Source organism: Paramesorhizobium endophyticum, assembly GCF_014640615.1.
Lineage (GTDB): Bacteria > Pseudomonadota > Alphaproteobacteria > Rhizobiales > Rhizobiaceae > Paramesorhizobium > Paramesorhizobium endophyticum.
Genome location: NZ_BMHH01000001.1, coordinates 245,720 through 264,921, shown reverse-complemented (window position 1 = coordinate 264,921; position 19,202 = coordinate 245,720). Strand labels below are relative to the sequence as shown.

Annotated in this window: 18 protein-coding genes; 8 read left to right on the top strand and 10 right to left on the bottom strand. The window is 63.1% G+C overall.

Annotated elements, in window-relative coordinates; translation table 11 throughout:
- The first annotated feature begins 91 nt into the window (after positions 1–91).
- Positions 92–1,168 carry an AbrB family transcriptional regulator gene (locus tag IEX53_RS01295; protein ID WP_188820673.1) on the top strand — a complete coding sequence of 359 codons (1,077 nt, stop codon included), beginning with the start codon at positions 92–94 and terminating at the stop codon, positions 1,166–1,168.
- 59 nt (positions 1,169–1,227) lie between these two features.
- Here IEX53_RS01295 and hemA read toward each other — a convergent pair whose 3' ends face one another.
- The 4 genes from hemA to IEX53_RS01275 form a co-directional block, all read right to left on the bottom strand.
- Entirely contained in the window at positions 1,228–2,505 is a 1,278-nt protein-coding gene (gene hemA / locus IEX53_RS01290) for a 5-aminolevulinate synthase (RefSeq protein WP_188820671.1), read from the bottom strand.
- Between the two features lie 131 nt (positions 2,506–2,636).
- Positions 2,637–3,254, bottom strand: coding sequence for a glycosyltransferase family 29 protein (locus IEX53_RS01285; protein ID WP_188820668.1), 618 nt, complete (start codon positions 3,252–3,254; stop codon positions 2,637–2,639).
- Positions 3,255–3,354: 100 nt separating this feature from the next.
- On the bottom strand, positions 3,355–3,540 hold the full coding sequence (locus IEX53_RS01280; protein WP_188820666.1) for a hypothetical protein: 186 nt from the start codon (positions 3,538–3,540) through the stop codon (positions 3,355–3,357).
- 105 nt (positions 3,541–3,645) lie between these two features.
- On the bottom strand, positions 3,646–4,542 hold the full coding sequence (locus tag IEX53_RS01275; protein WP_188820664.1) for a LysR family transcriptional regulator: 897 nt from the start codon (positions 4,540–4,542) through the stop codon (positions 3,646–3,648).
- Between the two features lie 106 nt (positions 4,543–4,648).
- Here IEX53_RS01275 and IEX53_RS01270 point away from each other — a divergent pair, with 106 nt between their 5' ends.
- Together IEX53_RS01270 and IEX53_RS01265 are read left to right on the top strand one after the other, a co-directional pair.
- A complete protein-coding gene (locus tag IEX53_RS01270) occupies positions 4,649–5,056 on the top strand; it encodes a CidA/LrgA family protein (RefSeq protein ID WP_236015983.1) in 408 nt (135 codons plus the stop codon).
- Entirely contained in the window at positions 5,043–5,741 is a 699-nt protein-coding gene (locus tag IEX53_RS01265) for an LrgB family protein (RefSeq protein ID WP_188820660.1), read from the top strand. The genes IEX53_RS01270 and IEX53_RS01265 overlap by 14 nt, the downstream gene beginning before the upstream one ends.
- 217 nt (positions 5,742–5,958) lie before the next feature.
- Here IEX53_RS01265 and IEX53_RS01260 read toward each other — a convergent pair whose 3' ends face one another.
- The 4 genes from IEX53_RS01260 to IEX53_RS01245 form a co-directional block, all read right to left on the bottom strand.
- The gene (locus IEX53_RS01260; protein WP_188820658.1) at positions 5,959–6,303 is read right to left on the bottom strand and encodes a BRA0787 family protein; all 345 of its coding nucleotides are present in this window, start codon (positions 6,301–6,303) and stop codon (positions 5,959–5,961) included.
- Positions 6,304–6,489: 186 nt separating this feature from the next.
- Positions 6,490–7,302: a pyrroline-5-carboxylate reductase gene (proC, locus tag IEX53_RS01255; RefSeq protein WP_188820656.1), complete on the bottom strand. Its 813-nt coding sequence runs from the start codon at positions 7,300–7,302 to the stop codon at positions 6,490–6,492.
- A 69-nt stretch (positions 7,303–7,371) separates the two neighbouring features.
- The gene (locus tag IEX53_RS01250; RefSeq protein WP_188820654.1) at positions 7,372–8,676 is read right to left on the bottom strand and encodes an O-antigen ligase family protein; all 1,305 of its coding nucleotides are present in this window, start codon (positions 8,674–8,676) and stop codon (positions 7,372–7,374) included.
- On the bottom strand, positions 8,645–9,640 hold the full coding sequence (locus IEX53_RS01245) for a glycosyltransferase family 2 protein (protein WP_188820652.1): 996 nt from the start codon (positions 9,638–9,640) through the stop codon (positions 8,645–8,647). Before IEX53_RS01245 ends, IEX53_RS01250 begins: the two co-directional genes overlap by 32 nt.
- Before the next feature lie 136 nt (positions 9,641–9,776).
- Between IEX53_RS01245 and IEX53_RS01240 the strand changes: the two genes are divergently transcribed.
- The 3 genes from IEX53_RS01240 to IEX53_RS01230 all read left to right on the top strand — a co-directional run bounded on the left by IEX53_RS01240 (position 9,777) and on the right by IEX53_RS01230 (position 12,735).
- On the top strand, positions 9,777–10,688 hold the full coding sequence (locus IEX53_RS01240) for a DUF6492 family protein (protein ID WP_188820650.1): 912 nt from the start codon (positions 9,777–9,779) through the stop codon (positions 10,686–10,688).
- Positions 10,689–10,783: 95 nt separating this feature from the next.
- On the top strand, positions 10,784–11,959 hold the full coding sequence (locus IEX53_RS01235; protein ID WP_188820648.1) for a glycosyltransferase family 4 protein: 1,176 nt from the start codon (positions 10,784–10,786) through the stop codon (positions 11,957–11,959).
- Positions 11,956–12,735, top strand: coding sequence for a WecB/TagA/CpsF family glycosyltransferase (locus IEX53_RS01230; RefSeq protein WP_188820646.1), 780 nt, complete (start codon positions 11,956–11,958; stop codon positions 12,733–12,735). The genes IEX53_RS01235 and IEX53_RS01230 overlap by 4 nt, the downstream gene beginning before the upstream one ends.
- Here the strand turns inward: IEX53_RS01230 and IEX53_RS01225 are convergent.
- On the bottom strand, positions 12,732–13,985 hold the full coding sequence (locus IEX53_RS01225; RefSeq protein ID WP_188820644.1) for a lipopolysaccharide biosynthesis protein: 1,254 nt from the start codon (positions 13,983–13,985) through the stop codon (positions 12,732–12,734). The genes IEX53_RS01230 and IEX53_RS01225 overlap by 4 nt on opposite strands.
- Before the next feature lie 94 nt (positions 13,986–14,079).
- Between IEX53_RS01225 and IEX53_RS01220 the strand changes: the two genes are divergently transcribed.
- Together IEX53_RS01220 and folD are read left to right on the top strand one after the other, a co-directional pair.
- Positions 14,080–16,008 carry a GumC family protein gene (locus IEX53_RS01220; protein ID WP_188820642.1) on the top strand — a complete coding sequence of 643 codons (1,929 nt, stop codon included), beginning with the start codon at positions 14,080–14,082 and terminating at the stop codon, positions 16,006–16,008.
- Positions 16,009–16,106: 98 nt separating this feature from the next.
- Positions 16,107–17,006 carry a bifunctional methylenetetrahydrofolate dehydrogenase/methenyltetrahydrofolate cyclohydrolase FolD gene (gene folD / locus IEX53_RS01215; RefSeq protein ID WP_188820640.1) on the top strand — a complete coding sequence of 300 codons (900 nt, stop codon included), beginning with the start codon at positions 16,107–16,109 and terminating at the stop codon, positions 17,004–17,006.
- 226 nt (positions 17,007–17,232) lie between these two features.
- Here folD and edd read toward each other — a convergent pair whose 3' ends face one another.
- A complete protein-coding gene (gene edd / locus IEX53_RS01210; RefSeq protein WP_188820638.1) occupies positions 17,233–19,047 on the bottom strand; it encodes a phosphogluconate dehydratase in 1,815 nt (604 codons plus the stop codon).
- Between the last annotated feature and the right edge of the window lie 155 nt (positions 19,048–19,202).

The following is a 19,202-nucleotide window of genomic DNA, read 5'->3' as shown; positions in this document are numbered from 1 at the left end:
CTGTCCCGCCAACATGTCCATTTTGAAAACCCCTCGCATCATCGCCAAAGAAGCGAGCGGATAAGGTAATACGACAGAGGGGACATAACAAATGGATCAGGGTTTCCGCCAACCCGCCAAGGACGACATCTGGTCGAAAACCATCGCCATGGCCGCCTCGCTTGCCATCGCCACGGTCGGCGCGCTGGCGGCTTACTTCATCGGCCTGCCCATCCCCTTCCTTCTGGGGTCGGTGATATCAGTTACCGCCGCCTCGCTTTCAGGCGTAAGAATCTACGTCCCCGACTGGCTGCGTATTCTCATCTTCTTCATGCTGGGCTTGCAGGCGGGATCCGGCGTGCGGCCGGATACGCTGGCGCAACTCTCGGCATGGCCGGGCAGTTTTGCGCTGTTGTTCGTCACGCTCATTGCCGTAACGGGGCTGACCTATCTGCTCCTGCGCAAGGGTTTCGGCTGGGATGGGCAGACGGCGCTGTTCTCCGCGCTGCCGGGCGCGCTGTCTTTTGTTCTTGCGGCGGCAAGCGACACGCGTGCCGACATGGTTCGCATCACCATCATCCAGACCACGCGGCTTCTGCTGCTGATCGGCTTTCTCGCTCCGCTTCTCGCTATTCTCGGCAAGAACGCCCCGCATGTCGATCTGACAGCTGCCCATGAACTGACCCTTGAAGCGGCCGCCATCCTGTTCGTGGGCGGGCTCGCCGGGGCGGTGATCGGCCATTACAGCCGCATTCCCGGCGGCATGATGCTGGGCGCGCTGCTGGCGAGCGCCATCCTGCATGGCGGCTCATGGGTGGAGGCGAGCCTGCCGACCGGGATTTCCGATATCGGCACCATCGTGCTCGGCGTACTCATCGGTTCGCGGGTCAATGCCAGCCACCGCGTTCACATTGTCCGCTACCTGCCCGCCGCGCTTCTGGCCTTCATTATCGGCACATCGGCGGCCTTTGCCGTGGGCGCGGTGGTCTGGCTGCTCTTCGACCTTCACCCGGCCCAGATCGCGCTCGCCTTCGCGCCGGGCGCGCTGGAAGCCTTGACCGTCATCGCCTTTTCGCTGGGCGTCGACCCCGCCTATGTCGCCTCGCACCATGTGGCGCGGTTCATCATGATCGCGGTAACGGTGCCGTTCGTGGCACGGTGGTTGAATGGGAGAGGGAGTAGTGAGTAGTGAGATATTTTTTCCTCTACCTCACTACTCACTACTCACTACTCACTACCTCACTCATTTCATCCCCCCGCCTGCGACACCATCAGCGGCACGACGCGGTCGGATTTGGCGACCTGCGGGGCCCGTGTCTCGGCGAAGGGAATGCCCAGCGTTTCCCAGACTTCGCTGAGTGCGTCCCGCAACTGCAGCACCAGCGTATCGTCGTGGAACGGCGTCGGGGTGATGCGCAGCCGCTCCGTACCGCGCGGTACGGTCGGGTAGTTGATCGGCTGGATATAGATGCCGTGCACCTCCAGCAGCCGGTCGCTTGCCTTCTTGCAAAGCTCCGGGTCGCCGACGAGCACTGGAACGATATGCGTCTGCGACGGCATCACCGGCAGTCCTGCGGTGGAAAGCACGTCCTTCGTCATCTGCGCCTGGCGCTGATGTTGCCGACGCTCCTCCTGCGATTTCTTCAGATGGCGGATCGAGGCCGTGGCAGCCGCCGCGATGGAAGGGGGCAGGGCGGTGGTGAAGATAAAGCCCGGCGCATAGGAGCGCACCGCGTCGATGACCGAGCGCGGGCCGGTGATATAGCCGCCGAGCGAGCCGAACGCCTTGGCGAGCGTGCCCTCGATGATGTCGATGCGGTGGGCAAGCCCGTCGCGGTCGGTGATGCCGCCGCCGCGCGGCCCGTACATGCCGACCGCGTGCACCTCGTCGATATAGGTCATGGCGTTATATTCGTCGGCGAGATCGGCGATCTCTTTGATCGGCGCGATGTCGCCATCCATCGAGTAGACGGATTCGAAGACGATGATTTTGGCGCGCTGCTTGCCGGCCGCCTTCAGCAGGCTTTCCAGATGCTCGAGATCGTTGTGGCGGAAGATCTTCTTCTCCGCGCCGGAGCGCCGCACGCCCTCGATCATCGAGGCGTGGTTGAGCTCGTCCGAGAGGATCAGGCAATCGGGCAGCAGCTTGCCGATGGTGGAAATCGCCGCCTCGTTCGACACGAAGCCGGAGGTGAAGACGAGCCCCGCCTCCTTGCCATGCAAATCGGCGAGCTCTTCCTCAAGCTCGACCAGCGGGCGGTTGGTGCCGGAGATGTTGCGGGTGCCGCCCGCGCCGGTGCCGAGCCGCTCCGCGGCATCGCAGAGGGCTGCGATCACATCCGGATGCTGGCCCATGCCCAGATAGTCATTGGAGCACCACACGGTGATTTCGCGCGCCGCTCCATTATTGCGCCAGAGGGCACGGGGAAAACGGCCAGCAATACGTTCCAGATCGGCAAAGACGCGGTAACGCTTCTCGGCGTGCAACTGGTCGATCGCATCCTCGAAAAAACGGCGATAGTCCATCAAACGCTCCCTCAATTCATGTGTTTCCTACCGCGTTTGACTTTTTGCGTCCACGCCAGCGATGGGGGCAATTTGCCACGGGCGGTCACATGATCATTTGATTACACGCAAATTTTCGCGAGGAGACGCGCTCAGGTCAGAAATGAAAGACGCCCTTCCTCCATTCTGTCCTCGACCCAGCGGCGCTCATCCGCCCAATTATGCCGCCGCCAGCCTTCCCAGCTGAAGCCGCAGAGCTTGATGTCCCAAGTTTCACACGGGAAATTCTGCAATATATATCTGATACCCAGATAGCCGGTGCTTGGGAATACTTCGCGCAGATTTGCCTGCGTTATTCCCAACTCTTCGCAAGCCTCGAGATAGAATTGCGGCGGCAGGATACGAATCTCCTTGCCCGCACCGCCGAATATGTTGATCGCGGCCCAGGTCCAGTCCGCCCGGCGGCCTTTAAGGCGCGAAAGGATGTTCGGCTGGACGCAATATTTCTCGATAATCTCCGGATGATGCACCAGTATGACCTCTCCTGCCGCCTCGAAGAAAGGCGAACGGACGAAATCCGGGTCTTCCAGCCAGTCCTGCATCTGCTTGCTGGAGTTGATCAACATCAGAAGGTCGGTTCGCGTGCCGCCCGGTCCCACCTTCGGCTTGTTGAACCGCAGCACGAAATCTGCCGCGTCGATTTCTGCGGAAAGATCACGGGGCAGGTCGCCATTGCCGATAATGACAAGCGTTTTGCGGGAGAGGGGCATCGGTGTTTCCGGTTGCGGGAAAATATCCCTCTTCTTTACCGGGAAATGCCCCTCTGACAATGATCAGCGAATAAAATTTACGGCATCCTCATCCAAGGTATCATGCGATGCCCGGCTTGGTCACGCGGATGTTGATTTCGTCATCCGCCAGATCGAAGCCCGAATAATTGCGCTGGAAGGCGATGATCGCGTCATTGACGCCCTTGGAGAACCCGTCGTCCTGCACTTCGATCTTGTGACGGTACAAAATCCGCTCGCCCTTATAGAATACAACTTGCCCTTCCATGGGGAGTCCCTCCATTGGTTGTTGTAGTATATTAAGGTAATCCTCGGCGTTGGAAGATCAAGGCCGCAAAAGGAAAAGTAATCGAGGCGAGCAGGGCGGTAGCTGTCAAGACTTCCGTTCGCCGCCCTCTGCCCGCATCCGCGCGAGGTCGAGCCAGGCCTTCGCAGCATGGGAGAGGTAGGCTCCCCGCCGCCAGACCAGCGCCATGTGCCATTCCATCTGCGCATCGTCGATGGCGACGAGGCGGACGGCGGGATGCCGGCGCTGTTCGGCGATCATGCGTGGCAGGAAGCCGACGCCCATGCCTGTCGCGGCCAACTCGACGATGAAATCGATCTGGCTGCTGCGCACCGCGATTTCCGGCGAGAAGCCCTGGCGGGCGCAGGCGTCGAGGATGATCTGGTTGAGCGCGAACCCGCTCTCGAACAGGATGAAGGGCAGGGAGGCGAGCGCGCCGAGCGCCACGGCGCCTTCGCCGGTCGCAGGATGGGAGAGGGGAAGCAGCGCGACGATCGGCTCGCGCCGCACATCCTGCCATTCGAACTCCTCTGCAACGGGCAGGAGCGAGGCGGCAATGTCGAGTTCGCCGGTGAGCAAAAGCTCCTCCAGCCTCTTGCTGCCGTGCTCGACGAGGCGGATGTCTATATCCGGATGCCGGTTCCGATAGGCGGCGAAAACCGGGGCGAAGAGGATGTTGCTGCCGATGGGCGGCAGGCCCAGCCGTAAGACGCCGCGCTTCAAGCCCCGCAACTCGTTGAGTTCGGTGGTGAGGTCTTCCCGCTCGGTGAGGATTGCGAGCGCGCGGCGATAGACGATCTCGCCCGCCGTGGTCAGCGCCGCCCTGGGCAGGCTGCGGTCGAGAAGCACCGCGCCCAGCTCGTCTTCCAACTGCTTCACGGCCTTGCTGACGGTGGATTGCGTGGCATGGATGGTCTTGGCGGCCTGGGAAAACCCGCCCTGCCGGACGACTTCCACGAAAGCCTGGAGCGTTCGAAGGTTCATAGCTATTCCATATCAGAATAGCAGCGATGCAATCAATTCAATTTATTCATGATGCGCCGCTCCCTATATTGCCCTCATTGGGCATCTCCCAATGGAGAGCATGAATATGACAGCGCATCGGTTTCTGACCCTATCCCGCCACACGGTTCACCGCAGCCGCCTCATACAGGTCGCGCTCCTGTCCGGCTTCTGGCTGGCGGGTGAGGGGTTGGTGCGCGTCCTCGGCCTTCCCATTCCCGGCGGCATCGCCGGCATGCTGCTGCTGCTCGGCCTGCTCGCCAGCGGGCGCATCAGCCTTTTCAGCATGAAGCGCGGGGCGGAATGGCTGCTGGCGGAGATGCTGCTCTTCTTCGTGCCCGCCGTCCTCGCCATCATCGACCATCGCGAATTCATCGGCCTGCTCGGGCTCAAGATTCTGGGCGTCATCCTCGTCGGCACGCTGGTGGTGATGAGCGTCACCGCGCTGACGGTCGATCTCTGCTATCGCTGGACCTCCCGCCATGTCGCCGAATGATCCCGTCTTCCAGACCATATTCTGGTCGCTGGCGACGATCCTTCTTTATCTCGCGGCCAAGAGCCTTTACCGGCGCTGGCCGCTCTGGTGGCTGACGCCGCTGGCGGTCACGCCGGTGCTGCTGACGGGCGTCGTCCTGATGCTGCACAGCGATTACCGCGCCTATATCGGGGGCACCCATTGGCTCGTGGCGTTGCTTGGCCCCGCGACGGTTGCCTTCGCCGTGCCCATCTATCAGCAGCGCGCACTGATCCGCCGCCATTGGCCGGTTCTGCTTGCGGGTGTCCTTGTTGGCAGCGTCACGGCGATGCTCACCGCCTGGGGACTTGCGACCCTCCTCGGCCTCAACGAAACCCTGCGCCTGAGCCTGCTCCCGCGCTCCATGAGCACACCCTTCGCCATGACCGTATCGGGCGATATCGGCGGCATTCCCGATCTCACCGCCGTCTTCGTAGCCTTCACCGGCGTTTTCGGCGCCGCGATGGGCGAGGCGATGCTGCACTGGCTACCGCTGCGCTCCAGCCTGGCGCGCGGCGCTCTCTTCGGCATGGGCGCCCATGGCGCGGGCGTCGCCAAGGCGCATCAGATCGGCCGCGAGGAAGGCTCCATCGCCGGGCTGGTCATGGTGATGGTCGGCATGGTCAATGTGCTGGCCGCGCCTGTTCTGGCGTGGGTGTTGCGGTAGGGGACGGTTTGGAGGTGTCGGCGCGGGGATCACCCCCCTCTGTCCTGCCGGACATCTCCCCCACAAGGAGGGAGATTGGCTGACATGACATTCATTGCCTACCTTGCAACGTTGGCAATTGGTACCGAGCGTCTATGAAGGCGTAATCTCCCCCCTTGTGGGGGAGATGCCCGGCAGGGCAGAGGGGGGTGTGCCGGGCGCAACGGTGGGACAAATCCTACCTCGGCCTTCCGCCCAACCTCCGTTTAAGCCTTTCCTCGCACAGCGCCCGCATGGCGCGAGCCCCCTGCGCATAGGTCGTGCCATTCGCCGCGTCGGGCTTCAACCATTCCTCCGGCGCCAGATCGCGCAAGGCGCTGAGCGTGCGCATCGGCACGGGGTCGGTGCAACTCCACAGGCGGCGGAAGATGACGCTGATGCGCGTATGCTTGCCGTTGACATTCACCGCGGGTTCTTCCGTCCCGGCGATCCAGTCTTCATAAGCATCGACCGCGTCCTGGAACGCGTTGTGCAGATAAATCGGCGCATGACCTTCATGAAGCGGGGGCAGCAAACTCGGCATGTCTGTTTCCTCTCTTCGTCAGTTAGCATGATCCCGAAAAGTTGCAGACTTTCGGATCTGATCATGCGGAAAAACAAACTGGTCTGCGTTGCGGCGGTCGCATGTGCAACCGTCATCTCAAAGCGTACAAGCGATATAACAAGACGCAAGAAAACTTGTTCTATAATGTAGGAAATAAAAATTAATTCAACCTTTACCAAGCTCTATTGAGCGCTTCTTCGCCGCTTCCACCGCTTCTGTAACGAGATTCTTCAAGCGGTCCTCGCCCATCAGCACCTCCAGTGCGGCTGCCGTGGTGCCTTTTGGGCTCGTCACCTGCTCGCGCAGTCTCGACGGGCTGTCCTGGCTTTCCGCCGCCAGCGCGCCTGCGCCGTAAACGGTCTGCCGCGCAAGCAGTTCCGCCATCGTCCGGTCGAGACCGGCGGCGACGCCCGCATCGGTCAGGCATTCGATGAAATGGAAGACATAGGCGGGTCCCGATCCCGAAACCGCCGTCACCGCATCCATCAGGCTTTCGTCGGCGATGCTTGCCACTTCGCCGCTCGTCTCCAAAAGCCCGGCGATGAAGGCGGCGTCCGCGTCGGTCACATTGGCGTTGCGGTAGGTGACGAGCATGCCCTTGCCGATGGCGGCAGGCGTGTTCGGCATCACGCGCATGATCGCGGTTTTCTCGCCCAGTAGCTTTTCGAACAGCGCCACCGGCGTTCCGGCGGCGATGCTGACGAAGGTGGCGTCGGCGAAGCGGGCATAGGCGGGCAGCACATCCGCCATCATCTGCGGCTTCACGGCGATCAGCACCATGCGTGGCTTCAGATCACTGGCCAGCGCGCCCGCATCTGCAACGGTATGGACGCCAAGGCCCGCCGCCCGCTCGCGCAGCGCTTCGGCGGGTTCCACCACGTGGATATCCTGAGGCTCGAGCGCGCCGGAGTCGAGCCAGCCTCTCAGCATGGCGAAACCCATATTGCCGCATCCGACCAGAACCACCGTGTCGCCCATAACCTTGTCTCCAGTGAGTAGTGAGTAGTGAGTAGATTATTGGAGACCTCTTGACTACCTCACTACTCACTATTCCCTACTCGCTATCTTTACCCGGGCCGTCATCCGAAGCCCGAAAAGCGCGAACACCAGCATCAGCCAGACCGGGTCGGCGCGGCGAAAGAAGAAGCTCTCCAGAAAGGCATTGAGCGTCGAAAAGGTCAGCACCATCAGGAAGAAATCCGCCAGAAGCACGTTCTCGCGGTTGCGGCGGCAGCGAAGGTAATCGAGGAGCGGCATGAAGATGATGACGATGACGGCGCAAACGAGCGCGGGAATGCCCATGGTGACCGCGATGTCGAGATAGCCGTTATGGGCATGCACGATGCCCCGCACGTCCCAATCGAGATAATAGGGCCGCGCGGCATAAAGGGCTGTCGGCGTCGACCAGAAGCCGCCGAGGCCGTAGCCGGTCCATGGCTTCTTCTCCAGCATTTCCAGCGCGAAGCGCCAGATATCCGTGCGTCCGGTGAAGGAGGGCGCCGGGAGAAAGGCCCCGATGAGGCGCGCGATCGGCGGGAACAGCACTACGCCGAGCGTGAAGCAGAAAAAGCCGATCTGCGTCGCAAGGACCAGCACCGCCGCAACCGGCCTCAGGCCGAACATGCCCGGCACGCCCACGAGCATGGCGACGAGCGGCACGAGCGCGGCCGTGGTTTTCGAGCCTGCCCCCGACACGAAGGCAAGCGCGGCAACGGCGATCAAGCCGCCGGTGACGAACCAGCGCCGCCGCATGAGATAAATCCCTGCGAAAAAGAACGCGGCCATGACCGGAGCGGCGACGTTCTTGTGCGAGAAGAGGCCACGCCAGAGGAATGAGTTCTGTGGCTCCTGCGCATCGGCCCCATGCGTCGCCAGATTGGGCACGAGCGCGATGCCCCCATAGCAAAGAACGAGCACCAGCGCGGCCGCTGTGACCAGGATGAGCGAAAAGCCATCGGCATCCCGGGGCAGGCACAGCACCGAAATGGTCGCAATCATGGCGATGAGGGTGAAGAGGAAGGCGCGCAGGGCCGCTTGCTGGTCGGGCGAAATCAATGCGGAAAATGCGACGAAACCGAGCATCAGCAGCCAGGGCGGGCTTGCCATCGCGGCGATCGTGCGCGGGCGCGCCAGCATCAGGACCGAGAGCACGCCGAGCGCCCCGAGACCGCTGAAGCCGAGCTGGTTGGCGAGGTCGCCGCCCTCCTTGTCCGTACCTTCAGGGAAATAGGGGCGGAACGAGATCAGCAGCAGCGAGAAGATCAGCGCGCCGAGCAAAGCCGCCACCATCCGGGGCGTCAGGGCCGGGTGAAGCGCGCCGTCAGTTCTTTTCAGGCTGTCGATATTGCTCATTGGCATATCCGAATTCGGCCAAAACCCGGCCAAGGCCGACATGGATATAATAAAGGCCGGTCGCGGGCGAGCCGGACTTTATCGCGTTGACGGCTGCCTTGAAAGGCGAGAAGGCGAGCAATGCCAGACTTTTGAGCATGATGCGGAGTTGGCCCAGCGGCTCGTTCGCCCGCTTGCGCTTTTCCACCAGCGTCGAAATCACGCCATTGCGCAAGGCTCGCGCGCGGATCCAGTCGCGCTCCAGCCTGCGGCTCGGGATCGTCTCGCGAATGGGCGCCTCGGCGCACCAGGCAAGGCGGAAGCCTTTTACGGCGCTCCGGTCGAGAAAATCGGCATCCCCGCCTCCCATGAAGTTGAACATGGGATCGAGAAAGGGATAGGGCATCGCCTCCAGCACCTGCCGCGATACCAGCAGATTGCCGGATGAATAGAGCGCCGGCACCGGCCCGCTGCGGTCATGGAGGGGCCTGAAGATGGGGTGCGCCGTCCATCCGGCCTGCTCGGGCCGCTCGAAAACAGGGATTTGCGGCCCGCCGACGATATCCGCGCCATAGCTCTCCCTGGCGCGGACCATGTTCTCCAGCCAGTCCGGGTCGGCGATTTCATCGTCGTCGATGACGAGAAGCGATGAGAAATTCGGGAAAGCTTCAAGCGCCGTCAGCCAGCCCGCATTGTAGGCATTGCAGTTGCCGCGGTCGTGGGCGACGATCAGCAGGCCCTCGAAAGTGCCGTCCGCGAAGAGCGATTGGACCGCCCTGGCTCCTTCCTGCCCATCGGCGTCGTTTTCCATGACGATGATGGCGAAACGCCGTCCGGTCCGTTGGGCTTTGACGGAATGAAGCGTCTTCAGAAGATGCTCGGGGCGGCGGAAAGTCGGGATCGTCACCACCGCTTCCACCTCGCCGGCACGCAATTGCGGCGATTGGACGAGAACAGTGATATTGTCTGGCGGCGGCTGGTTCATTCAAGCTTTCCGGTCGGCAATCCGATGTTTTCGCCTGGATTCCCGGCTCTTCGCGGTTAATCAAGCCTTCATTTCGCCTGTTTATGCTCCCATGGCAAAAAGGTAAATACTTGGCGGGTCTTGCTTCGGGTGGGCTATGCATCGAATTTCAGCGGACGCAGAGACGGGCGCCTCCAGCCGTCCGGACGAAACGGTCGCTCTGGTGACGGCCAGCTATGCACCCGATTTCGAGCGCTGCCGCCTGCTTTGCGAGAGCATCGACCGTTTCGTCACCGGCGCGCAAAAGCATTACCTCCTGGTTGCCGGCAATGATGTGGCGCTTTTCCGCCGGCTGGAGGGCCCACGCCGGGAAGTGGTCGATGAGCGCGACCTGCTGCCCTCCTGGCTGCATAGCATCCCCGATCCGGCCAGCCTGTTCCGTCGGCGCATCTGGCTGAGCCTGCGCACGCCGCCGCTGCGTGGCTGGCACGCGCAGCAATTGCGCCGCCTCGCCATTGCGGGCAAGCTGTCCGCGGCCGGCCTCCTTTACTGCGACTCGGACGTCATTTTCCTCAAAGGTTTCGATGTTTCCGCCCTCTGGAAGGATGGGGCGCTGAGGTTTTATCGTCATGACAGCGCGCTGCCCGTCGAGACGGGGCCGGGCCATGCGGAATGGTATGCCAATGCGGGTTTCGCTCTCGGCCTCGCCGGGAATGTGGCCCAGCCCCATGATTATATCACCAACCCCGTGCAGTGGCGCCGTGACACGGTCGTATCCATGCTGAGCCATATCGAGGCGCGCCATGGCCGCCACTGGATCGAGGCGATCGCCGCACGCCGCCACTTCTCCGAATGTATTCTTTATGGGCGCTATGTGGATGAGGTGCTCGAAGGGCGTGGCCATTGCCATGACGGCACCGCGCTTGCGCAGGTCAACTGGTTCGGCCCCGCGCTTGATGAGGAGCGGTTGCAAGCGCTGATCGATTCCATGGTCCCCGGCCAGGTGGCGGTTTGCGTCCAGTCCTTCACCGGAACGGACCTTGACCTCATGCGCCGCCTGCTCGCCTGACGGGTGGTTAAGCAAGCCTTCATTTCGCCTGCTTATGGTCCCATGGGCATCCCATATATGTGTTTGTGCCATCATATCTTGTTTTCAGTGGGCCGATGCATCTCCTGTTTGTAACCTCGCTTGTGCCGGATGGTGAACCGACGACCGGCTACGAGATCGCCAATGCGGCGATCATCGAGGGCCTTCGTGAAGCCGGTGCGCGCGTGACCGTCATGGGCTTCACCTGGCCGGGCAAGCGGGCCGCCGACCCCGGCAATACGATTTCGCTGGGCGAGGTGGATGTGCGCACCGATACGGCGGGGATGCGGCAGAAGCTCGAATGGCTGGCGCGCGCCATCCTGTCCGGCCTTACCGTTTCCTCGGTCAAGCTGCGCGTGATCCCGGAGGAAAAGCTTCGCGCCGCCATTGCCGCCGCCGGTCCGTTCGATGCCTTTGTGCTGAACGGCGTGGCGCTGGCGGGCGCGTTCGAGCGCGTTTTCGCCGACAAGCCCTCGATCTTCGTCGCGCATAATGTGGAGCACCGCTCGGCAGCGGAGAATTCCGCGGCAGCTGCCAATCTCGTCCAGAAGGCGCTGTTCGCCCGCGAGGCGCGGCTGTTGCGCGGGCTGGAGGGCAGGCTTTGCGCAAAGGCGGAGTTCGTCTTCACGCTGGCCGACGAGGACGGCTCCGCATTGGGGCTGTCTGCGGAGCGCTTCGCCGCCCTGCCGCTGGTGACCCGCAAGGAGATATCCCCCCGCGCCGAACTGCCGGTTACACATGATCTCGGTCTCATCGGCACCTGGACATGGGCGCCGAACCGCATCGGCCTTGAATGGTTCCTGCGCGAGGTCAAGCTGCTCATCGACCCGGCATTCCGCATCGCAATCGCCGGAGCGACGCCCGCCGACCTGAAAGCCGCCTGGCCCGGTGTGGAATTCGTCGGCAAGGTGCCGGATGCGGCCGCCTTTGTCGAAAGCGCGGCGGTGATACCCTTGGTGAGCCGGGCCGGGACGGGCGTGCAGTTGAAGACCATCGAGACATTCGAACTGGGCTGCCCCAGCGTCGCGACTTCGCGCTCCGTGCGCGGCATAGCCTCCCTGCCTGCCAATTGCGTTGTCGCCGACGAGCCCGTCGCCTTCGCCGCCGCAATCAACGCGGCGGTCGAAGACGCGCGCAAGGGCAACCGCCGGCGGCTCGACGGCAGGGCTTTCCATCGGGCGCAGAAGGAGAAGCTTGCAGCCGCCATCAGCCGTGGGCTAGGCAGTCTCGACAAGGACAGGGATGCGGAATGAAACCGGGCGCAGACGAGCAGAACAAGACCGCCGCCCTCGCGCCCGTCTACAAGGTGCTTGGCATCTCCGTTGCCGCGATCTCATGGAACGAGGCGCTCGCTCTCGTCGCCGGCTTCATCGAGCGCGGCGAGTTTCTGCGCGTCGCATGGCTCAACGCCCATTGCGGCAACACCTCCTGCGAGGACCCGCGCTATCGCGAGGCGCTCGATCATTTTCTCGTGCTTCCCGATGGGCTCGGCGTCGATCTGGCGGCCCTGATCCGCTATGGCAGGAAATTCCCGGTCAATTTGAACGGCACCGATTTCACGCCCGCGCTGATCCAGCATATAAAAACGCCTCTGCGCATCGGCCTTATCGGCGCGAAGCCGGAGGTGACGGAAAAAGCGGCTGCATATTTCTCGGCTCTCGCGCCGCAGCACGAAGTGCGGATGATCTCGGATGGCTTTTTCACCAAGGAAGAGGAGGGGGAGGTGCTGGAAAAGCTCGCCCGTTTCCGCCCTGATATGCTGCTCGTCGCCTTGGGCGTGCCGCGCCAGGAGTTGTTCATTCTCGACAAGCTGACGGAACGCCATTGCACGGCGGCCTTCGGCGTCGGAGCCCTGTTCGACCTTCATAGCGGAGCCGTGCGGCGCGCGCCCCTCTGGGTTCGCAGGCATCGGATAGAATGGCTCTATCGCCTCTGGCAGGAACCGGGACGTCTCTGGCGGCGCTATATCATCGGCAATTTCGCGTTTGTCCTGCGAGTGTTGCGGGACCGGATTCGACGCGGGAGCTAAACCCGCTTGGCGGGTCGCCGGAGCGCCGAATAGGTCAGGCACAGCGAAATGAGGTAAAGCCCGGCGAAGACGGCATTCAGCCAGGCGACCCAGGCGTCGTCCGCCCCGAAATGCGTGAACAGGAGCCAGATGACGAGGCCTTTCGCCCCGGTCAGCACGGCGAGGTTGACGGTGCGCCGGGCCGATTGGCCGCGGGCATAGAGAAGTTCCGCCTGGTATTCGGTGAGATTGCGAAAGCCCGGAACGAGAAGGATCAACGGCAGCAGCACGACGATCTGCGCCACCTTGTCCCCCAGCGCATTGGGGACAAAATAGAGGAACAAGGAGAGCGCCGCGAGCGCCAGCGTGGAGACAAGGAACACGCCGCATTCCAGCCCTGCCTTGATTTTAAGCGAGTCCAGCATGTCCGGCTTCCGCATCAGCCGTTGCACCAGCATCATGTTGAACGAGCGGATGGGCATTGCGGTCAGATCGACCAGCCGCATCAGAATGGCATAGATGCCGGCAATGCGCGGGCCGCCTATGCTGAGCACCAGCAGCTTGTCGAGTTCCGTTTGCACATAGAACAGCATCTCCGCGCCGGTCACGGCCAGGGCGTCGCTGACATGGCGCAGATAGAGCGCCGGCGCGAAGCGCAGCCGGACACGCGGATAGAACCAGAGCGCGACGAGGAGCGAAATGCCGTTGGCGATGAAATACCACCAGGCCCAATGGGCAAGATCGCCTTTGGGCGCAAGAAAGGCAAAGAGCACGGCGGCGACTGCCCGCATTGCGGTGCCGAAAATGGTGAGGATCGCCCCGCGCCCGAACCGGTTGAGGCCATTGTTGACGATGATGATGGCTTCCGTCGAGCGCCAGAACAGCGCCTCGGCCACGATGATGAGCGCGAAGCCCGTGAGGTTTATGTCGTTGCCGAAGAAGAGGGCGTGGACTGCCCAGGCAGCGGCGGCAACCGCCGGCAGGGACAACGCTATGGCTGCGAGATAACCAGCCGTATAGATTCCCAGGAGCTGCGGCTTGACTGTGGCGATGCGGTAGAGCGGCGAGACGAAGCCGAAGGAAACCAGCCGCGACAGGACCACGCCGGTCGCCGACGCGGTGGCAAACACGCCGAAGCCGCCGATGGAAAGCGTGTTGGCCAGCGCGACGAAATAGGCCAGCGAAATGACGAGCCGCCCCGCCGAGCCGCTGATCAGCGAGAAGTAATCGCGCAGGAGTCCCGCCTGCTGTTTTAGCCGGGATAGGAGCAAGCGAGCGTCTCTCTATGTTGCCGCATTTTAACGATTTCTTTTACATGCGGATTTAGTTTGGCTTAACCAAGATCACGAGGATGGGCAATATCGGATGACGGGTCCGGAAGACGAACAGAAGAAGCGCGCGGCGAAGCCGCTTCTGTCGTTTATAGAAAAGCCCGATGCCGAGGAAGGGCGGGAAGGCGCGCGCGCGTCCTCAAAATCTGCTCGCGAAGACGAGGCGCAGAGCCGCCGCGAGGCCGCCGCCCGCCGCCTCGCGGAACTGGAGCGCCAGCGCCTCGAAACGGAAGCCGCAGCCGCTGAGGATGACGAGGCCGCCCGCAAGGCGGAAGACACGCGCATTCGCGAGGAGATGGCCGCTGTCGAGGCGGATTTGCGCGCAAGGCTGGGACCCGGCGAAGCGCGCCGCCCGTCGCCCGCCATGGCCGCGCCTTTGCCGGATGACGAGGAGCCCGTGCGCCGCCGCAGGGCCGCTCCGCGTCGCGAGGAATACCGCGACGACGAATATCACGACGACGAATGGAAGCCGCTGGTCGATCCGCGTATCGTCATCGATGCCGTCAGCCGTTCGCGCAACCTGATCATCGCCACCACGCTGCTAGGCATCATTCTGGGCGTTGCCTACGGCCTCTCGCTGCCCAAGATGTATTCCTCGACGGCGGATATACTGGTCAATCCGCGCAGCATCCAGACGGTCGGCCCCGATCTGACGCCGGATCAATTGCCCACCGACGCCTCGCTTGCCGTGATCGAAAGCCAGTCGCGCCTGATCGATTCGGCCAGCGTGCTGACCAAGGTGATCGATCAGACCGGCTTGCTGAGGGATCCCGAGTTCAATGGCTCGATGAAACCGGGCGCCATTGCCGGCTTCATCGCCTCCCTGCGCCAGCTTCTGACAGGGCCGGGCGCGGAGGATGAAATGGGCCTTGAAACCAAGGTTCTCGCCAATTTGCGCAAAAGCCTGACCGTCTCCCGCGACCCGAAGAGTTTTATCATCTCCGTGACGGTGAAGACGCGCGAGCCGGAGAAATCGGCTGAGCTCGCCAATATTATCAGCAACGTCTTCCAGGAGCAGCTGGGTGTTCAGGATTCCGAATTGGCGAAGCGCGCCACCGGGGAATTGTCCGCGCGCCTGGCCAATCTGAAAGCCGGCGTCGAGAAAGCGGACAGCGCCGTCCAGAAATTCAAGGCCGAGCATGATCTGGTCGATGTGCAGGGCAGGCTCATCACCGATGACGACGTCGCCAATCTGAACAACCAGCTCTCCGCCGCCCGCGCGGAAACCATCCGCCTCAGGGCGCGAGCGGAATCGCTCAACAACGCGACGGCGGATAGCCTGTTCGTCGATGGCCTGCCCGAAGGGTTGAATTCCGGCGTCATCACCGCCCTGCGCTCTCAATATGCCGCCGCACGGCAGCAGGCGGAAGGGCTGGCGACCAAGCTGGGCCCGCGCCATCCCGCGCTAATCCAGGCGCAGTCGCAGGCGGCGGGGCTACGCCGCGAGGTGGAGGCTGAGCTCGCCCGGATCCGCAACGCGAGCGAGGTCGATCTGCAGCGCTCGCAGCAGCAGGAGAAAGACCTTTCGGCCCGCCTCGCGCAATTGAAGGTGCGGTACGCTGGAAATAACGAGGACATGGTCAAGCTGCGCGAGCTGGAGCGCGAGGCGAACGCCCAGCGCACGGTCTATGAGGCGTTCCTCCTGCGCACGCGCGAAACCGGCGAGCAGCAGGGCTTCAACACGGCCAATGTTCGCGTGATATCAGGTGCAAGGCCGGCGCTGGAGCCGTTGGGTCCGTCGCGCCGCACCATTCTGCTGGCTGGCCTCGTGCTGGGCCTCCTCGCCGGTCTCGGCATCGCCATCCTGCGCGGCATCTATGCCGCCCTCGTGGGTGGTGGACGCAATGCAACGGATCGTGATGATACGCCGCCACCTCCGGCGCATGACGCTGGCGGAGCATCGCCTCAGCCCGGGGAAACCCGCCTGACCGCCGCCAAGCGCCGGGCGAGAGCCGGGGGATAGCCGCCCGTTTGACGGGGCAAGTCGCTTTTTGACGGTTGTCATGCCCGGTTGGGCCGATTATTGCACTGCAATGATGCGATGAGCCACAGGAGTTGCCAATGGCGCAGGTGATTGACGGCAAGGCGGTTGCCGAGGATGTCGTGAGCAAGGTGAAGCAGGCGACCGCCGAACTTGCCTCGCAAACGGGCGTCGTTCCCGGTCTCGCGGTGATCATCGTTGGAGACGATCCGGCCAGCCATGTCTATGTCAGCTCAAAAAGCAGGATGGCGAAGGAATGCGGCTTCAAATCCGTCCAGCATACCTTGCCCGCCGAGACGACGCAGGAAGAGCTGGAGGCGCTCGTCGCTTCGTTGAATGCTGATCCCTCGATCCATGGCATCCTCGTCCAATTGCCGCTGCCTAAGCATCTGGAATCCGAGCCGATCATCCAGTCGATCCTGCCGGAAAAGGATGTGGACGGCCTCCACGTCGTCAATGCCGGCAAGCTCGCGACGGGCGATCTGGAAACGGGCCTGGTTTCCTGCACGCCCGCAGGCGCTATGGTCTTTGTGCGCCGCACCCATGGTGAGGACCTTTCCGGCCTCAATGCGGTGGTGATTGGCCGCTCGAACCTCTTCGGCAAGCCGATGGCGCAATTGCTCCTGAATGCGAACGCCACGGTGACGATTGCCCACAGCCGCACGAAAGACCTTCCCGCCCTCTGCCGCACCGCCGATATTCTGGTCGCCGCCGTGGGCCGTCCGCAAATGGTGAAGGGCGACTGGGTGAAACCGGGCGCGACCGTCATCGACGTCGGCATCAACCGCATCCCTGCGCCGGAAAAGGGCGAAGGCAAGACGCGCCTTGTCGGCGATGTGGATTATGCCGAAGCCTCAGAGGTGGCAGCCGCGATAACGCCGGTCCCGGGCGGCGTCGGCCCGATGACGATCGCCATGCTGATGGCCAACACGGTCATATCGGCCTATCGGGCAGCGGGGAAGGCTGCACCGCGGTTTTGAGGCGCGCTGCAGGCATTAAGCTCGCGCCCTCCCTCCCCCTTGCGGGGAGGGTGGCCCGATAGGGTCGGGTGGGGGTGGTGACGTTTGCGCCACGGTTCTTCGAAGCAAGCGCAAACGTCACCACCCCCATCCGCCCGCTACGCGGGCACCTTCCCCGCAAGGGGGAGGGAAGGTGCAAACTGGCCGGCAGCGGCGCTTGGCACCCAGTCCACCGCATATCAAAATATCAAAACACTGACGCCCCCTGATCCGCCCGTCCCGCAATCTGGCGGAACGCTGCGAACAGTTCGCGGCCCATGCCGAACTGGTTGCCCGAAAGATCGATCTTGTCCGTCTCCCGCGCCGCCAGTACCGCCGTGCTCACCAGCACTTCCAGCGTCCCGGCAACGGCATCGAGCCGCACGATATCGCCATTACGGATCTTGCCGATCAGCCCGCCGTCGAGCGCTTCGGGCGTCACATGGATGGCGGACGGCACCTTGCCCGATGCGCCGGACATGCGGCCATCCGTGACGAGCGCGACGCGCCGTCCGCGATCCTGCAATATGCCGAGAACGGTCGTCAGCTTGTGCAGTTCCGGCATGCCGTTCGCCTTCGGGCCCTGGAAACGAACGACGGCGACGAAATCGCGGTCGAGCTTGCCCGCCTTGAAGGCTTCGTTGAGCGCCGCCTGGCTGTCGAATACGAGGGCAGGGGCCTCGATCACATGCCGCTCCGGCTTGACGGCGGAAATCTTGATGATGGCATTGCCGATATTGCCGCTCAGAACGCGGATGCCGCCGCTCGGCTGGAAGGGCTGCGAGGCGGGCGCGAGCACTTTCTCGTCGCCGCTCTTTGCCGGTGCGGGCCGCCGCGCGACATTGCCGGCCTCGTCCAGCATCGGCTCGATGGCGTAGGGGCGCAGGCCTTCGCCCCAGACGGTGCGGACATCCTCATGCAGCAGCCCGGCGTCGAGCAACTCGCGGATGAGATAACCCATCCCGCCCGCCGCGTGGAAATGGTTCACATCGGCAAGCCCGTTCGGATAGACGCGCGCCAGCAGCGGCACCACCTCGGAAATGTCTGCAATATCGCGCCAGGTGAGCGCGATGCCCGCCGCCGCCGCCATGGCGATCAGATGAATCGTATGGTTGGTCGAGCCGCCGGTGGCGTTGAGCCCGACGACGCCATTGACGATGGAGCGCTCGTCGATCATCTCGCCAACAGGGGTATATTCATTGCCGAGCGCGGTGATGGCGAGCGCACGCCTGGCGGCTTCCTTGGTCAGCGCATCGCGCAAGGGGGTGCCGGGATTGACGAAGGAGGCGCCCGGCAGGTGCAGGCCCATGATCTCCATCAGCATCTGGTTGGAATTGGCCGTGCCGTAGAAGGTGCAGGTGCCCGGCCCGTGATAGGATTTCGACTCGGCTTCGAGCAGTTCCGCGCGGCCCACCTTGCCCTCCGCATAGAGCTGGCGAATGCGCGCCTTCTCGTCGTTCGGCAGGCCCGTGGTCATCGGTCCTGCGGGGACGAACACGGCGGGCAGATGGCCGAAGGTCAGCGCGCCGATCATCAGCCCCGGCACGATCTTGTCGCAGACGCCGAGGAATACGGCGGCGTCGAACATGTCATGCGAGAGGCCTACCGCCGTCGCCATGGCGATCACATCGCGCGAAAACAGTGACAGCTCCATGCCCGCGAAGCCCTGGGTGACGCCGTCGCACATGGCGGGCACGCCGCTCGCGACCTGCGCCACACCGCCCGCCTCGCGCGCCGCCTGCTTGATCAGCTGCGGAAACGTCTCATAGGGCTGGTGCGCCGAGAGCATGTCATTATAGGCGGTGATGATGGCGAGGTTCGGCACGACATCGCTGGCCAGATCCGCCTTCTCAGCAGGCCCGCAGGCGGCGAAGCCATGGGCGAGATTGCCGCAGCCGAGAAACGACCGCGCCGGCTTCTTCGCCGCCGCCTGCCGCACTCGTTCCAGATATGCTTCACGCGCGGGCTTCGAGCGCTCGCGGATGCGGTTGGTGATATCGAGAATTCGCTTGTCGGCGGACATTCATATTCTCCTGAAAGCGGTTCAGTTCTTACTTCGCCGGCGAATAGCCCCTCACCCTTACCCTCTCCCCGTGAAATACGGGGAGAGGGGGACGTGGACATTTCCACCTTACCCTTCATGCCCGGTGCAGGGGACGAGGAATGGGACGCAACGCT

Coding starts and splice junctions, on each gene's coding strand:
- IEX53_RS01295 (WP_188820673.1), top strand. CDS start 92: ATGGATCAGGGTTTCCGCCAACCCGCCAAGGACGACATCTGGTCGAAA.
- hemA (WP_188820671.1), bottom strand. CDS start 2,505: ATGGACTATCGCCGTTTTTTCGAGGATGCGATCGACCAGTTGCACGCC.
- IEX53_RS01285 (WP_188820668.1), bottom strand. CDS start 3,254: ATGCCCCTCTCCCGCAAAACGCTTGTCATTATCGGCAATGGCGACCTG.
- IEX53_RS01280 (WP_188820666.1), bottom strand. CDS start 3,540: ATGGAAGGGCAAGTTGTATTCTATAAGGGCGAGCGGATTTTGTACCGT.
- IEX53_RS01275 (WP_188820664.1), bottom strand. CDS start 4,542: ATGAACCTTCGAACGCTCCAGGCTTTCGTGGAAGTCGTCCGGCAGGGC.
- IEX53_RS01270 (WP_236015983.1), top strand. CDS start 4,649: ATGACAGCGCATCGGTTTCTGACCCTATCCCGCCACACGGTTCACCGC.
- IEX53_RS01265 (WP_188820660.1), top strand. CDS start 5,043: ATGTCGCCGAATGATCCCGTCTTCCAGACCATATTCTGGTCGCTGGCG.
- IEX53_RS01260 (WP_188820658.1), bottom strand. CDS start 6,303: ATGCCGAGTTTGCTGCCCCCGCTTCATGAAGGTCATGCGCCGATTTAT.
- proC (WP_188820656.1), bottom strand. CDS start 7,302: ATGGGCGACACGGTGGTTCTGGTCGGATGCGGCAATATGGGTTTCGCC.
- IEX53_RS01250 (WP_188820654.1), bottom strand. CDS start 8,676: ATGAGCAATATCGACAGCCTGAAAAGAACTGACGGCGCGCTTCACCCG.
- IEX53_RS01245 (WP_188820652.1), bottom strand. CDS start 9,640: ATGAACCAGCCGCCGCCAGACAATATCACTGTTCTCGTCCAATCGCCG.
- IEX53_RS01240 (WP_188820650.1), top strand. CDS start 9,777: ATGCATCGAATTTCAGCGGACGCAGAGACGGGCGCCTCCAGCCGTCCG.
- IEX53_RS01235 (WP_188820648.1), top strand. CDS start 10,784: ATGCATCTCCTGTTTGTAACCTCGCTTGTGCCGGATGGTGAACCGACG.
- IEX53_RS01230 (WP_188820646.1), top strand. CDS start 11,956: ATGAAACCGGGCGCAGACGAGCAGAACAAGACCGCCGCCCTCGCGCCC.
- IEX53_RS01220 (WP_188820642.1), top strand. CDS start 14,080: ATGACGGGTCCGGAAGACGAACAGAAGAAGCGCGCGGCGAAGCCGCTT.
- folD (WP_188820640.1), top strand. CDS start 16,107: ATGGCGCAGGTGATTGACGGCAAGGCGGTTGCCGAGGATGTCGTGAGC.
- edd (WP_188820638.1), bottom strand. CDS start 19,047: ATGTCCGCCGACAAGCGAATTCTCGATATCACCAACCGCATCCGCGAG.